We start from the raw sequence: 13,429 nt of genomic DNA on the forward strand, positions 1-13,429 counted from the left end.
AGCGGCAGGCAGGAACGGACACACAGGTGCTCCTCCCCAGGTCGAGGAGCACACACTCTCCGCAAAGGCCCGATTTGTGGCACTCTTTCCCGCAAGGGAGGGTGGACATGGGGAACCACGTGCGGACACCGAGCAGGAACCACGTCACCGTGAGCGGACGCCGAGGCGCCCCGGTGATCGTGCTGGCACACGGTTTCGGCTGTGATCAGAGTCTGTGGCGTCTCGTGGTTCCCACGCTGGAACAGGACTTCACCGTCGTGCGATTCGACCACGTCGGGGCCGGCCGCTCGGATCTGTCCGCATGGAGCGCGTCGCGGTACTCGACTCTCGACAGCTACGCCGAGGACGCGCTCGAGGTGTGCCGCGATCTCGGGCTGGGACCTGTTGTCTTCGTTGGTCATTCCGTGAGCGCGATGATGGGGGTCCTCGCCGCGGCGCAGGATCCGGACGCGTTCAGCGGGCTGGTTCTCCTCGTGCCGTCGCCGTGCTTCATCGACGACCCGGCCACCGGATACCGCGGCGGGTTCAGCGCCGAGGACATCGACGAACTTCTCGAGGCACTGGAAGCGAACTACCTGGGCTGGTCGGGTGCGATGGCCCCGGTCATCATGGGAAACCCGGAGCGCCCGGTACTCGGCGACGAACTCACCGATCTCTTCTGCCGCACCGACCCCGACATCGCCCGTGTCTTCGCGCGCGTGACCTTCCTGTCGGACAACCGCGACGATCTTGCAGCGGTCTCGGTGCCCACGCTCGTCGCGCAATGCTCACGCGACGCCATCGCACCACCGGAAGTGGGCGCTTTCGTCCATGCGGCCATCCCCGGCAGCGAACTCGTGACACTGGATGCGACAGGCCACTGCCCACAGCTCAGCGCGCCGGACGAAACGGCCGCCGCGATCGCCGAGTTCGTGTCACGGATCGGATGACGACCCCGTTCCATCCCGAGGACCGGCCCGCGCCACGCGACCTGCCGGGCGCACACCCGGACGACGAACCGGGCACCGCAGCTCTCGGGCAAAGCCTCCAGGAAAGCGCGGAAAGCCTGTACGAGAACGCCCCCTGCGGCTACATGACGACCCTTCCCGACGGGCGCATCGTGAAGATCAACACGACGCTCCTGGGCTGGCTCGGCTATCCGCGCGAGGACCTCGTGGGACGGCGGTACTTCTCCGATCTGCTGTCCGTGGGTGGACGCATCTACCACGAGACGCATTTCGCGCCGCTTCTCCTGCTCCACGGCGAAATCGGCGGAATCGCATTGGAGTTGACGGCGGCGAACGGGTCCAGGCTTCCCGTTCTGGTCACCTCGAACCTCGAGCGGGACGCTGCAGGGCGGCCGGTCCTCATCCGGACCACGCTGTTCGACGCGAGGGAACGACGCGCCTACGAGATCGAACTGCTCCGCGCGCGGCGCGAAGCCGAGAAGGAACGCGAACGGCTTCAGCGCATCACCGCGGTGTTGCAGTCCACTCTGCTGCCGCCGACCCTGCCCGAGGTTCCCGGACTCGACGTCGCCGCTCACTACCACATCGCGTCCCCGGACGAGGTCGGTGGCGATTTCTACGACCTGTTCCCGCTCGGCACCGATTCATGGGGCCTGTATCTGGGTGACGTGTGCGGCAAGGGTGCCCGCGCGGCGGTGGCGACGTCGATGGTCCGGTACACGCTGCGGGCCGCGGCGGTGCACGATGCCGACCCGGTCGCGGTACTCGGCGCGCTCAACACCGCGTTCCTCGAGGAACGGGCGCGTGAATCCCGCGACGGTGAGCCCCGGGCGCCTTTCTGCACCATCGTGTTCGGCACCATCACCCCCGACACCCGCGCGGGGAGTTTCCTGATCTCCCTCGCGACCGGCGGCCACCCGCCGGCCGTGCTGATGCGAGCGGACGGCACGGCCGACTATCTCCCCACCGTGGGAGGGCACCCGATCGGATTGCTCGCCGATCCGCGTTTCGTCACCGCGCAGATCCGGCTCGATCCCGGCGACACGCTGCTCCTCTACACCGACGGGGTGACCGAGGCGCGTATCGCCGACACCGTTCAGGACCGATACGGCGAGGAGTCGCTGCTCGAGTTCGCCAGGGCAACGACGCCCGCGACCGCCACGGACACCGTCGCCGCGGTGCGGCAACTCCTCGGCGTTCTCGGATCCGGCGTCCAGGACGACGTCGCGGTCACGGCGATCCACGCACCCCGCCGGCTTCCGTCGTCCGGCTGACAATGTGGACCGGTCGGCCGGTTCCGCTGCCAACACCCTCACCGAGCGAGCAGAATGCACCCATGGCCGACACGGGGCACCATCGCCGGGAAGACCCTCAGCGCACGCCGCTCTACGGCGTGCTGATGATCATCGCCGCACTCGCGGCCGCGATCGCGGTGAGTTTCTACGGGCCGGTGTGGCTCCGGATCGTCGTCTACATTCTCGCCGTCGTCGTCATCGCCGTCGGGTTCGTGTTCACCCTGCGTGATTACTCCAGATAGTCCGACGGCAAGCGGCGCACCCGGAAAAATACCGGGTGCGCTGCTCTGTGGGGTCACCGAGAGAACACGCTCACCAGCCGCGCTCTGCCAGGCGGTGGGGCTCCGGGATCTCGTCGACGTTGATTCCCACCATGGCCTCACCGAGGCCCCGGGACACCTTCGCCAGGACATCGGGGTCGTCGTGGAAGGTGGTGGCCTTGACGATCGCAGCTGCACGCTGCGCCGGATTTCCGGACTTGAAAATACCGGAACCGACGAAGACACCTTCCGCTCCGAGTTGCATCATCATGGCCGCATCGGCGGGGGTCGCGATGCCACCGGCGGTGAACAAGGTGACCGGCAGCCTACCGGCCTTCGCAACCTCCACGACGAGGTCGTAGGGTGCCTGAAGTTCTTTTGCGGCAACGAAGAGTTCGTCTTCGGGAAGCGAACCCAGTCGCCGGATGTCCTGCCGGATCCGCCGCATGTGGGTGGTCGCGTTGGACACGTCACCGGTTCCGGCCTCGCCCTTCGACCGGATCATGGCAGCACCCTCGTTGATCCGTCGCAGCGCCTCACCGAGGTTGGTGGCGCCGCACACGAACGGCACCGTGAACGCGAACTTGTCGATGTGGTGCGCGTAGTCGGCGGGGGTGAGCACCTCCGACTCGTCGATGTAGTCGACGCCGAGGGACTGCAGGATCTGCGCCTCCACGAAATGACCGATACGCGCCTTGGCCATCACCGGGATGGATACGGCCTCGATGATGCCGTCGATCATGTCGGGGTCGCTCATGCGGGAGACACCCCCCTGCGCGCGGATGTCGGCCGGGACCCGCTCGAGAGCCATGACTGCGACTGCGCCGGCGTCCTCGGCGATCTTGGCCTGATCGGGTGTGACCACGTCCATGATCACCCCGCCCTTGAGCATCTCGGCCATGCCGCGCTTGACGCGGGCGGTGCCGGTGACGGACGTGGATTCTGGGGTGCTCACAGCAGGACTCCTGGAAGAGGTCGACACGGAAACGCCGCAGCACGAATCAGCCTGCGCGATACGGCGAGTCTATGGACGTGCACCGCCACCGCCCATAGCCAGTCGCGGGGGGCTGGCCTTGCCGTGTCTGCTTGCCGCGTCAGCGAATTGCGCGGACCTCGGGTTCGCGATGCCGGGCCGCGACCGCGCGTGCCTCGTCGAGCAACTGCGGCAGATCCTGCGGATAGACGGACTCTCCCGCCCCCACCAGGTCACGGACCCCGGCCGGATCGAACCAGCGGTGCTCGAGGCTCATCCGGCGTTCGAGTTCGGTGAATCCGTCCGCTCCGGGTTCGAAGGCGGGTACCTGCACTGCGAAGAAGAGTTCCTCGGAATGCAGTACTTCGCCGTTGAACGGGAAGACCGCCACGCGCCGCCACATGGGCCCGAACACCTGATCCGGGTCGACGTGGAGTCCCGTTTCCTCGGCGATCTCCCGGATCGCCGCATCCAGCAGGCTCTCCCCCGGTTCGACGGCGCCACCCACCGTGAACCAGAAATGCGCCTCGGGGGTCGTGGGGTCGTGCCCGCGCAGGAGCAGCACCCGTCCTTCGTCGTCGAGCAACACCACTCGCGCCGACGTACGCGCGCGGTCGGGTACCGGCGCGGGCGAATCCGGCGCGGGGGAACTCGGTGTGGGTGAACTCGGTGTGGGTGAACTCGGTGTGGGACGCACTGCCACAGGCTGAGCGGACACCGGGACGGACGTCCCCGCCCGCTCGGCGATTTCGAAGTAGGTCGGGAGGGGGGCGGTACCGCCGAGATGCAGCCACTGCACGGTACGCCGGGTCCGCAGCGCCAGCGTGTCGCGCACTGCGTCGTTGTGGAAACGACGAGCGATGAGCACGCGCGCTTCGGCGTCGGCGAGTTCGGCGACGAGCGGAGAACGCAGCCGATCGGTGTCGACCTTGGCGAGCGCAGCGGACAACGCGTTCTCCGCGGCTTCGCGGTGGCTTCGGTCGGCGCGTTCGGCGACGTCGGCGAGATGTGCCAGGTTCCGGCCCTCCGACGCCGAGATGGACGCGGCGATGCTTCTCGCGACCACGGCGCGTCGTGCGAGTGCTGCGTCGAGCGCGAGCCACGACAGATCCGAGCGCACATGGAGCCGGTCGAGCCGGTTCGCGACGGAGTACGCCCAGAACCCCACGGCCACAACGAGTGCCGCGACGAGCGCGAGGACGAGGATTGTCAGTGCACTGAGTGTCATGAGCGCACCTCGCGAACGCGCCCGGCGCCGACGGTGACCGTCTCGTACACCCGGAGGATCTGCTCGGCGACGACCGGCCAGTCGTAGCACCCGACGATCTCCGTGCCCGCCTCCACGAGCGCGTCACGGCGCGTGTCGTCGTCGAGCACTTCGAGGATCCCCTGAGCGAGTGCGTGCGAGTCGCCCACGGGGACGAGGACACCGGCACGGCCGTCGCGCAGAACACGACGGAACGCGTCGAGTTCGGACGCCACCACGGCGGTGCCCGCAGCGAGCGCCTCCACGAGGACGATGCCGAAACTCTCACCACCGAGGTTCGGAGCGCAGTACACGTCGGCCCCTCGCATCGCGGCGGCCTTCATATCGTCGTCGACCTGCCCGAGCAGTCGCAGGTGGCCGGCGTGTGGTCCCGCGTCCTTGCGGAGTTTGTCCTCGTCACCGCGACCGACGACCAGGATTTCGATGTCGGGATAGCGCGCGACGATCGTGGGCAACGCTCCGAGCAGGACTTCCATGCCCTTACGGGGCTCGTCGTACCTGCCGAGAAACAGCACCGTGCGACCCGCCCGGGGGTAACCCGGCATCGGCGGGGTGTGCTGGAAGAACGGGACGTCGACACCGTTGGGAATCTCCACGGCGTCCGCACCGAGCGAGTTGACCTGCCACCGGCGAGCGAGTTCGGACACGGCGATGCGGCCGGTGATCTTTTCCAGGTACGGCTGCAGGACGCCTTGGAACGTGCTCAGCACCAGCGACTTGGTGGTGGAGGTGTGGAACGTGGCGACGATGGGACCTTCCGCGATCTTGAGCGCCAGCATCGACAGGCTCGGTGCGTTGGGCTCGTGGATGTGCAGGACGTCGAAGTCGTTGTCGTTGATCCACCGCCGCACCCGCGCGTAGGACACGGGCCCGAAGCTGAGCCGTGCCACCGACCCGTTGTACGGGATTCCCACTGCGCGGCCGGCGGAGGTCACGAAGTCCGGCAGCACGGTGTCCTCCGAGGCCGGCGCGAGAACGCTCACGTGGTGGCCGCGCGCGATGAGCACCTCGGCAAGGTCCGCGACGTGCGCCTGGACTCCGCCGGGCACGTCGAACGAATACGGGCAGACCATTCCGATCTTCACTTACGCCTCCATTCGGGCGCGGCGAGCCTCGGACAAGTCGTCGAGCCACAGCGGCTGCAGCATGTGCCAGTCTGCCGGGTGAGCTGCGATGTCGGCGGCGAACCGGTCGGCGAGAGCCTGCGTCGCCGTCTCGACACCTCCGGTCACGTCGATTTCGGGATGCACGCGAAATCCCCACCCGTCGTCGGTGAACCAGCAATGGACCGGGAGCAGCGCCGCCCCCGTCTCGAGGGCAAGCTTCGCAGGTCCGGCGGGCATACGCGTGGGCTCGCCGAAGAAGGTGACCGGGACGCCCTTTCGGGCGAGGTCACGCTCGCCGAGCAGGCAGACCACCTTGTTCTCCCCCAACCTTTCGGCGAGTTCGACGAACGGCGGGGTCTCCCCACCGGTGAGAGGAAAAATTTCGAATCCCAGCCCTTCGCGGTAATCGACGAATCGCTTGTACAGCGCTTCCGGACGCAACCGTTCGGCGACGGTCGCCAAGCCTCCCGTGTGCCGCACACACCACACCCCGGCGAGATCCCAGTTACCGCTGTGCGGCAGAGCCAGGATCGCACCTCGTCCCGCCGCGAGTGCCGCGTCGAGATGTTCGCGCCCTTCGATGGCGTCGTCGATCGACACGGCCGTCTCGTCCAGATCCATGGACGGCAACCGGAACGCTTCACGCCAGTAGCGGGCATAGGACCGCAACGACGCCCGGACGAGTTCGTCGGGAACCTGGTCCGGAGCCGTGCCCAGCACCCGGGCCAAGTTGCGACGCAACTGCTGCGGTCCCCCGCCCCGGCGCGCAGCGTAGTCCGCACCGGTGTCGAACAAACGACGGGCGAGCCCTTCGGGAAGCGCACGCACCACGCGCCATCCCGCCGCGTACCCGAGGTCCGCGGCGCGATCGGCGAGCCTCACCGGTCGCCCTCGTTCTCGTCGGTCGTGTCTGCGGGGGTACCGGTGGCGATCGGAAGCAACTCCCGCGCGCTGGGCGAGTTCCGGACGGCGAGAACCCGCTGGAACACCGTGATCACCGAGCCGGCGGCGAGCAGCCACATGGCGATGTGGATTGCCCAATCCAGACCGAGGCCGGTGAAGCCGGCGCCGACGAGGACGATGACGAGGCGGTCGGGACGCTCGATCAGGCCGCCGTCCGCCGAGAGCCCGCTGGCCTCGGCCCTGGCTTTGGCGTAGGAGATGACCTGCGAGCACACGAGGCAGATCAGGGTTGCGACGAAGAGCGGGCGACTGTCCTCGTGGTAGACCGCCCACCACGCCAGACCCGCGAAGATCGCACCGTCGGCGACCCGATCACAGGTCGCGTCGAGGACCGCGCCGAACCGGGTGCCGCCGCCGCGCGCTCGTGCCATCGCCCCGTCGAGCATGTCGAACATGACGAATATCCAGATCGCCAGTGCACCCCAGAACAACTCGCCGATGGGGAAAAGCGTCACGGCGGCTGCGATCGTCGCGACGGTGCCGATGACGGTGACGGCGTCCGGCGTCAGTCCGGTTCGGATCAACGCCTTGCCGAGCGGCGCGGTGGCCTTCGACACCGACGCGCGCCCGAAGAAGCTCAGCATTGTTCGACCCCCGTTTTCCGATTCGACCGTTGTGTCCGGGACACGATCCTGCCACGGCCGGGAAGCCCACGGTCGACGCTACCGCCGACAGGTGCAGGAACCTGCACTTGAAGTGAGTTTCTCACTCGTCCCAGGCCGACGCCAGAAGTGCCCGGGTGTCGCGCAGCAATTGCACCATCACCTTGGAACCTCCGAGGACCGTGATGAAGTTGGCATCTCCGCCCCAGCGGGGCACCACATGCAGGTGCAGGTGCTCGGACAGTGAGCCTCCCGCGGCCGCACCGAGGTTGAGACCGACGTTGAAGCCGTGCGGCCGCGACACCTTCTTGATCACCTGGAGGGCGCGCTGGGCGAACGCCATCAGTTCGGCGCTCTCCTCGGCGGTGAGGTCCTCGAGATTCGCAACCCGCCGGTACGGCACGACCATGAGGTGGCCGGGGTTGTACGGATAGAGGTTGAGCACCGCATACACGTATTCGCCGCGGGCGACGACGAGGCCCTCTTCGTCCGGCATCTTGGGAATGTCGGTGAACGGCTCGTACGGTTCGCTGCGCGCACCGGGCGACTCGGTGATGTACGACATGCGGTGCGGAGACCACAGTCGCTGCAGGTGGTCGCGGTCGCCTACGCCCCGGTCGACGAGCGCGTCGGCCGTTTCCGAGGTTCGGCGGGGGTCACCTGCCGGTGCAGCGGCAGGGTCGGTGTACGCACCCGGCTCGTCGACGGGGCCGCCGGTCACGGCTGTCCGCCCGCCCCGGCCGGCTGTACGAGCTCGGCGGTGGGCGATGCGTTCTCGCGGCGGCGCACCCAGTCGACGACGATCCGCACGGCCTCGTCGACGGGCACCCCGTTGATCTGCGTGCCGTCGCGGAACCGGAAGCTCACCGCGCCGGCCGCGACGTCGCGCTCGCCGGCGAGCAGCATGAACGGCACCTTCTGGGTGGTGTGCGTGCGGATCTTCTTCTGCATCCGGTCGTCCGAGATGTCGACCTCGGCGCGGATGCCCTCGGCCTTCAGGGCGGCGACGACGTCGAAGAGGTGGTCCTCGAAGTCGGCGGCGACGGGGATACCGACGACCTGTACCGGCGAGAGCCATGCCGGGAACGCGCCCGCATAGTGCTCGGTGAGCACACCGAAGAACCGCTCGATCGATCCGAACAGCGCGCGGTGGATCATCACGGGACGGTGCTTGGCGCCGTCGGATCCGGTGTACTCGAGCTCGAACCGTTCCGGCAGGTTGAAGTCGAGCTGGATGGTGGACATCTGCCAGTTGCGTCCGAGCGCATCGGTGACCTGCACCGAGATCTTCGGACCGTAGAACGCGGCGCCGCCCGGATCGGGGACGAGGTGCAGACCCGAGGCTTCGGCGACCTCGCGCAGGGTGTCGGTGGCGGTCTCCCACAGTTCGTCGCTACCGACGAACTTCTTCGGGTTCTTCGTCGACAGCTCGAGGTAGTAGTCGTCGAGTCCGTAGTCCTGGAGCAGATCCAGGATGAAGTTGAGCACCGTGGTGAGTTCGTCGCGCATCTGCTCCGGCGTGCAGAAGATGTGCGCATCGTCCTGCGTCATGCCTCGCACGCGGGTCAGGCCGTGGACGACGCCCGACTTCTCGTAGCGGTACACGGAGCCGAACTCGAACATCCGCAGGGGAAGCTCACGGTACGACCGGCCGCGGGAACGGAAGATCAGGTTGTGCATCGGGCAGTTCATCGGCTTGAGGTAGTAATCCTGGCCGGGCTTGCGAATCGTGCCGTCGTCGTTGAGTTCCTCGTCGATGTGCATCGCCGGGAACATGCCGTCGCGGTACCAGTCGAGGTGACCCGAGACCTCGAAGAGATGGCCCTTGGTGATGTGCGGCGTGTTGACGAAGTCGTACCCGGCGGCGACGTGCCGCTCGCGGGAGTAGTTCTCCAACTCCTGCCGGATGATTCCGCCCTTGGGGTGGAACACGGGCAGACCCGAGCCGAGTTCGTCCGGGAACGAGAACAGGTCGAGTTCGGCGCCGAGCTTGCGGTGGTCGCGCCGTTCCGCCTCGGCGAGCAGTTCGAGGTGCCGGTCGAGGGCTTCCGTGGACTCCCACGCGGTGCCGTAGATGCGCTGCAGATCGGCGTTGTCCTGGTCACCGCGCCAGTACGCGGCGGAGCTGCGCGTGAGCTTGAATGCCGGAATGTATTTGGTGGTCGGCAGGTGCGGACCGCGGCAGAGGTCCTTCCAGACGAGTTCACCGGTACGCGGGTTGAGGTTGTCGTAGATGGTCAGCTCGTTGCCGCCGACCTCCATGATCTCGGGATCGTCGATACCGGACTTGTCGTCGATGAGCTCGAGCTTGAACGGCTCGTCCGCGAGTTCGGTACGCGCGTCGGCGATGTCCGCGACGACCCGGCGCGAGAAGCGCTGCGCGTCCTTGACGATCTTCTTCATGCGCTTTTCGAGCTTGGCGAGGTCTTCGGGCGTGAAGGGCCGGTCGACCTTGAAGTCGTAGTAGAAGCCGTCCTTGATCGGCGGGCCGATGCCGAGCTTCGCCTCGGGGAACTCCTGCTGCACCGCCTGTGCGAGCACGTGAGCGGCGGAGTGGCGGATGACGCTGCGGCCGTCCTCGGTGTCGGCACCGACGGCCTCGACCTCGACGTCCTGATCCGGCATCCACGCGAGGTCTCGGAGCGCACCTTCGGCGTCCCGGACAACGACGATCGTGTCCGGTCCTTTGAGCGGCAGTCCCGCCTCACGTACGGCCGCGCCCGCACTGGTTCCAGCCGGCACCCGGACGAGCGTGGCTGATTTCGCGGATGCGGGCGTGGTCACTGTGGTGAACTCCTCGGCTCGATGCCTGATAAAAGGGCGTCGCCTGCGCGTAGACGTGCGCGATGGCAACCCCTACATGCTATCGACATTCACTCCGCCGACGAACACAGGGCGTCACCGGCCGCGGACGACCCACGCGACGAACGTCAGATCCTGTGCAGGCCGACGAGTACGCGTTCGAGCAGATCGACACCCGGGCCGACCTGATCGACCGTGCGATGCACCGTGAGCTCTCCTGTCGCGGCGAGGTCGCCCACCAGGACTCTGGCAACTCCCAGGGGGATGCCCGCCAGCGCCGCCACCTCCATGATCGAGCGTGGCTGCACGCACAGGGCCAGCACGGTCCGGTGCTCCTCGAGCGCGAGCCCCCGTTCGCTTCCCTGCGCGGAGGGCACCGCGGACACGAGTGCTTCGAGCGGTAGCTCGACCTCCGCACGGGTGCGTCCCCCGATTCGTACGAACGGCCGCACGAACGACGACGTCTCTGGCTGGTCCATGTCCTCGTTTCCCACATCGATCTCGGATCCCCTGTCGGTGCCGGACATCGCTGCCCGCCTTTCAGGGATACCGCCCACCACCCCGGTTTGCCCGGAAACACTGCCATGATCCACTTCGCCCGACGGCCGGCCGCGCTCCGCAAGCTCTGCGCCTGCGCTGTTTCGGCGCTGCCGGGATCTGGCCGAACCAAACCTGGCGCCGGTTGCCCCGACAACCGGCCATTCGCTGTCCGCAACACTCATCTACGGCGCACCCCCTCCTGGGACGAGGTCAATCCTGCCATCAATTGCTCGCGCGGACGCCGGTGGCCACGAAAGTCGGACGCTGCCGACCCAGGCACCCTCCAGCACCATCGGTCGCACAATGCCCAACTGTTACATGGCACAACAGAAAAGAGAGTGCCCTCCGGTAGGTGCCCTTGATCACTATTCGACGGCCCACGGTATCGGGTCGGAATGCGGACTTCGTTCGCGAACTCGGCGCGGACGTGGTCATCGACTACCGCACCCAGGACTTACGGAGTCCCCGATCCGGCGTTCGCGAAAGAGGCCGGTCCGAACCCCATCGTGCGCCTGGTCATCGCCGCTCGCAGTCGCACACCCGTCCCCTTGCCAGGAAGCTCGGCGTGACCTACGAGTTTTTGTTCATGCACACATCCGGGGAGCAACTGCGTCTCATTGCCGATCTCGTCGACGCAGGCTCCATCCGCCCTGTCGTCGGCGCCACCTTCGCGATCGACCAGACCCCTGAAGCCCTCGCGTCTCTCGGCAAGAGCAGCATTCGAGGGAAGTCGGTCAACACGGTCCCTGACCTGGCAAGCCGAGGACACGAAGGAACTCAACCGCACCGGCGGCGATGGGAAATCAGAAGATCCTGCGGGCGGCGTTCTCGTCCCGCGCTGCACGCGGAGATACCGGCCTACAAGGCCGCGGTGAGGGAGACGTGATGAGGGTCGTCGCTGTCACGGGGTGAACATACGACAATGTGTGGTCCCGGCTGGGATCGAACCAGCGACCTTCCCGGTGTGAACGGGACGCTCTTCCACTGAGCCACGGGACCGGGCCGCATCGCTGCGGCTCGAACGGAAAGGAACATTAACACTCTCTCGCCCCGAACACGAATCCGCAGGTCACCGCCGTTCGGCCACACTCGGGACGCTACTCCGGACGCGGGAACACACCGCACTGTAAGGAGAGGGGTGTTCGCGTCCGATGCAGTGAGTGGGCGCGCAGGGGTCGCCAAGGGCCCGGACTGCACAATCGCAGAGGACGCAGGATGCCTGTACAGAAAGGCGTGCACAGGAGTCCGCACTACTCGCCGGATGACGCAGACCGGAACGGAACGACACCGACTGGCCGCGCCACTCCCCTTGCCCCCTCTAGCGACAGTCACCGTCCGGGCGTCTTACGGAGCGCGTGTTCGGGAGCCGGCACCCCGACATAGAGACGCGCCCCTACCGCGCTCGTCGACAACTGCGACTTGTCGACCGTGTCGACACAGACGCCACATGGCACCCTGCAGCCCCTTGCACCGCATTTTCTGCCACGACCAGCAGATTTGTGTGTTTCGACGATGGTCGGCTAATGTTCTGAACCGCACCACGGAGAGCAAAACGCCGAACGGTGCGAATGCGGATGTAGCGCAGCTGGTAGCGCATCACCTTGCCAAGGTGAGGGTCGCGGGTTCGAATCCCGTCATCCGCTCGAGAGGTTGGACTCGACCTTTTAATGGTGGAGTGGCCGAGTGGTGAGGCAACGGCCTGCAAAGCCGTGCACACGGGTTCGATTCCCGTCTCCACCTCGCGCGATTAGCTCAGCGGGAGAGCGCTTCCCTGACACGGAAGAGGTCACTGGTTCAATCCCAGTATCGCGCACCAGGTTCGACCAGCACGTGGGTCGAATCGATGTAGAGTCAACGTGCATGCGGATGTAGCGCAGCTGGTAGCGCATCACCTTGCCAAGGTGAGGGTCGCGGGTTCGAATCCCGTCATCCGCTCCATTTAAACCCCCAATATCCCGCGCGATTAGCTCAGCGGGAGAGCGCTTCCCTGACACGGAAGAGGTCACTGGTTCAATCCCAGTATCGCGCACCAGGAACGACGAAGGCCCCCTTCATTACGAAGGGGGCCTTCGTCGTATCCCTCCGGTGGACGCGGCCCTCGATCAGGGACGCGACCGGCGTCGCACCTGAATCGAGGGCCCGCGGATTACCGGACCGCCGCCGACGTGTGGGTTCGGTTGATTCCGGCGATCATCGCGCGAAGAGTCGACTCGACGCCGCTCTCCCCCGTCCCCATCACCCATGTCCGGCGTGCGCCGGACCCGCAGAGCAGGAACGTCACGTGCAGGTCTCCGAGATCGTGACGGTGGAACGAGTGGATCTCGATGCCGAAGCCGAGGTCGTAGAGCATCGCCGTCATCCCCGCGACGGGACCACACGCAAGCGCGGACGCGGAGTGGATCGTATCGCCCACCGCGATCGTCGCTTCGAATGCCGATCGGCCCGCGGACAACGTGGTGGCCGACCAGTCACCCAGCCGAAGGGGACCGCGCTCGGAGGCGTACATCGCGAGGAACTCCTGCCACGACATTCCGGCGGCTTCTGCGCGCAGCGGGAGCGGAAGCGGGCGGCCGTACCGCGCAGCGAAAGGATCGAGGGGCATGGCACTACCGGGCATGCATGCCGGTGCGGCACGGAGAGCGGTTCGACGCGAATCCGACGGACGCGCAGCGGC

At 66.9% G+C, this 13,429-nt stretch carries 13 protein-coding genes and 6 tRNA genes; 9 read left to right on the forward strand and 10 right to left on the reverse strand.

Going from position 1 to position 13,429, the window contains the following annotated elements:
• Positions 1–107 precede the first annotated feature (107 nt).
• The 3 genes from ACFWU2_RS10400 (at position 108) to ACFWU2_RS10410 (ending at position 2,484) form a co-directional block, all read left to right on the forward strand.
• Positions 108–929: an alpha/beta fold hydrolase gene (locus tag ACFWU2_RS10400; protein ID WP_378604913.1), complete on the forward strand. Its 822-nt coding sequence runs from the start codon at positions 108–110 to the stop codon at positions 927–929.
• A complete protein-coding gene (locus tag ACFWU2_RS10405) occupies positions 926–2,221 on the forward strand; it encodes a SpoIIE family protein phosphatase (RefSeq protein ID WP_378604916.1) in 1,296 nt (431 codons plus the stop codon). The genes ACFWU2_RS10400 and ACFWU2_RS10405 overlap by 4 nt, the downstream gene beginning before the upstream one ends.
• A gap of 62 nt (positions 2,222–2,283) precedes the next feature.
• Positions 2,284–2,484, forward strand: coding sequence for a hypothetical protein (locus ACFWU2_RS10410; RefSeq protein WP_378604919.1), 201 nt, complete (start codon positions 2,284–2,286; stop codon positions 2,482–2,484).
• A gap of 70 nt (positions 2,485–2,554) precedes the next feature.
• Here the strand turns inward: ACFWU2_RS10410 and pdxS are convergent, their stop codons facing one another.
• From pdxS to ACFWU2_RS10450, 8 genes are all read right to left on the reverse strand, one after another.
• Positions 2,555–3,457 carry a pyridoxal 5'-phosphate synthase lyase subunit PdxS gene (gene pdxS, locus ACFWU2_RS10415; RefSeq protein WP_378604922.1) on the reverse strand — a complete coding sequence of 301 codons (903 nt, stop codon included), beginning with the start codon at positions 3,455–3,457 and terminating at the stop codon, positions 2,555–2,557.
• Positions 3,458–3,596: 139 nt separating this feature from the next.
• Positions 3,597–4,703, reverse strand: coding sequence for an NUDIX domain-containing protein (locus tag ACFWU2_RS10420; RefSeq protein WP_378604925.1), 1,107 nt, complete (start codon positions 4,701–4,703; stop codon positions 3,597–3,599).
• The gene (locus ACFWU2_RS10425; protein ID WP_378604928.1) at positions 4,700–5,827 is read right to left on the reverse strand and encodes a glycosyltransferase family 4 protein; all 1,128 of its coding nucleotides are present in this window, start codon (positions 5,825–5,827) and stop codon (positions 4,700–4,702) included. Before ACFWU2_RS10425 ends, ACFWU2_RS10420 begins: the two co-directional genes overlap by 4 nt.
• A complete protein-coding gene (locus tag ACFWU2_RS10430) occupies positions 5,828–6,730 on the reverse strand; it encodes a phosphatidylinositol mannoside acyltransferase (RefSeq protein ID WP_378604931.1) in 903 nt (300 codons plus the stop codon). It lies immediately after the preceding gene.
• Positions 6,727–7,395, reverse strand: a complete 669-nt coding sequence (gene pgsA / locus ACFWU2_RS10435; RefSeq protein ID WP_378604934.1) for a phosphatidylinositol phosphate synthase — start codon at positions 7,393–7,395, stop codon at positions 6,727–6,729. Before pgsA ends, ACFWU2_RS10430 begins: the two co-directional genes overlap by 4 nt.
• A 121-nt stretch (positions 7,396–7,516) precedes the next feature.
• Positions 7,517–8,005, reverse strand: coding sequence for an HIT family protein (locus ACFWU2_RS10440; RefSeq protein ID WP_378605209.1), 489 nt, complete (start codon positions 8,003–8,005; stop codon positions 7,517–7,519).
• A gap of 125 nt (positions 8,006–8,130) precedes the next feature.
• Positions 8,131–10,197 carry a threonine--tRNA ligase gene (thrS, locus tag ACFWU2_RS10445; RefSeq protein ID WP_378604937.1) on the reverse strand — a complete coding sequence of 689 codons (2,067 nt, stop codon included), beginning with the start codon at positions 10,195–10,197 and terminating at the stop codon, positions 8,131–8,133.
• A 146-nt stretch (positions 10,198–10,343) separates the two neighbouring features.
• Complete coding sequence (locus ACFWU2_RS10450) at positions 10,344–10,742, reverse strand: DUF742 domain-containing protein (protein ID WP_378604940.1); 399 nt, start codon at positions 10,740–10,742, stop codon at positions 10,344–10,346.
• Between the two features lie 440 nt (positions 10,743–11,182).
• Here ACFWU2_RS10450 and ACFWU2_RS10455 point away from each other — a divergent pair, with 440 nt between their 5' ends.
• Complete coding sequence (locus ACFWU2_RS10455; protein ID WP_378604943.1) at positions 11,183–11,641, forward strand: zinc-binding dehydrogenase; 459 nt, start codon at positions 11,183–11,185, stop codon at positions 11,639–11,641.
• 41 nt (positions 11,642–11,682) lie between these two features.
• On the opposite strand, the gene ACFWU2_RS10460 is transcribed toward ACFWU2_RS10455, so the two are convergent.
• Positions 11,683–11,754: transfer RNA gene (locus ACFWU2_RS10460), tRNA-Val, on the reverse strand.
• Between the two features lie 571 nt (positions 11,755–12,325).
• Between ACFWU2_RS10460 and ACFWU2_RS10465 the strand changes: the two genes are divergently transcribed.
• The 5 genes from ACFWU2_RS10465 to ACFWU2_RS10485 all read left to right on the forward strand — a co-directional run bounded on the left by ACFWU2_RS10465 (position 12,326) and on the right by ACFWU2_RS10485 (position 12,787).
• Positions 12,326–12,398: transfer RNA gene (locus ACFWU2_RS10465), tRNA-Gly, on the forward strand.
• A gap of 26 nt (positions 12,399–12,424) precedes the next feature.
• Positions 12,425–12,495, forward strand: a tRNA-Cys gene (locus tag ACFWU2_RS10470).
• A gap of 1 nt (position 12,496) precedes the next feature.
• A tRNA-Val gene (locus tag ACFWU2_RS10475) sits at positions 12,497–12,571 on the forward strand.
• Between the two features lie 46 nt (positions 12,572–12,617).
• Positions 12,618–12,693: transfer RNA gene (locus tag ACFWU2_RS10480), tRNA-Gly, on the forward strand.
• A 19-nt stretch (positions 12,694–12,712) separates the two neighbouring features.
• Positions 12,713–12,787 (forward strand) — tRNA-Val (locus tag ACFWU2_RS10485).
• A gap of 114 nt (positions 12,788–12,901) precedes the next feature.
• Here ACFWU2_RS10485 and ACFWU2_RS10490 read toward each other — a convergent pair.
• Positions 12,902–13,357, reverse strand: coding sequence for a 2-isopropylmalate synthase (locus tag ACFWU2_RS10490; protein WP_378604946.1), 456 nt, complete (start codon positions 13,355–13,357; stop codon positions 12,902–12,904).
• Between the last annotated feature and the right edge of the window lie 72 nt (positions 13,358–13,429).

Source organism: Rhodococcus sp. NPDC058639 (genome assembly GCF_042717545.1).
Classification (GTDB): Bacteria; Actinomycetota; Actinomycetes; order Mycobacteriales; family Mycobacteriaceae; genus Rhodococcus.

What these genes read in the sequence shown, in the direction of transcription:
- ACFWU2_RS10400 (WP_378604913.1), top strand. Translation starts at nt 108, where the DNA reads ATGGGGAACCACGTGCGGACACCGAGCAGGAACCACGTCACCGTGAGC.
- ACFWU2_RS10405 (WP_378604916.1), top strand. Translation starts at nt 926, where the DNA reads ATGACGACCCCGTTCCATCCCGAGGACCGGCCCGCGCCACGCGACCTG.
- ACFWU2_RS10410 (WP_378604919.1), top strand. Translation starts at nt 2,284, where the DNA reads ATGGCCGACACGGGGCACCATCGCCGGGAAGACCCTCAGCGCACGCCG.
- ACFWU2_RS10420 (WP_378604925.1), bottom strand. Translation starts at nt 4,703, where the DNA reads ATGACACTCAGTGCACTGACAATCCTCGTCCTCGCGCTCGTCGCGGCA.
- pgsA (WP_378604934.1), bottom strand. Translation starts at nt 7,395, where the DNA reads ATGCTGAGCTTCTTCGGGCGCGCGTCGGTGTCGAAGGCCACCGCGCCG.
- ACFWU2_RS10450 (WP_378604940.1), bottom strand. Translation starts at nt 10,742, where the DNA reads ATGTCCGGCACCGACAGGGGATCCGAGATCGATGTGGGAAACGAGGAC.
- ACFWU2_RS10490 (WP_378604946.1), bottom strand. Translation starts at nt 13,357, where the DNA reads ATGCCCCTCGATCCTTTCGCTGCGCGGTACGGCCGCCCGCTTCCGCTC.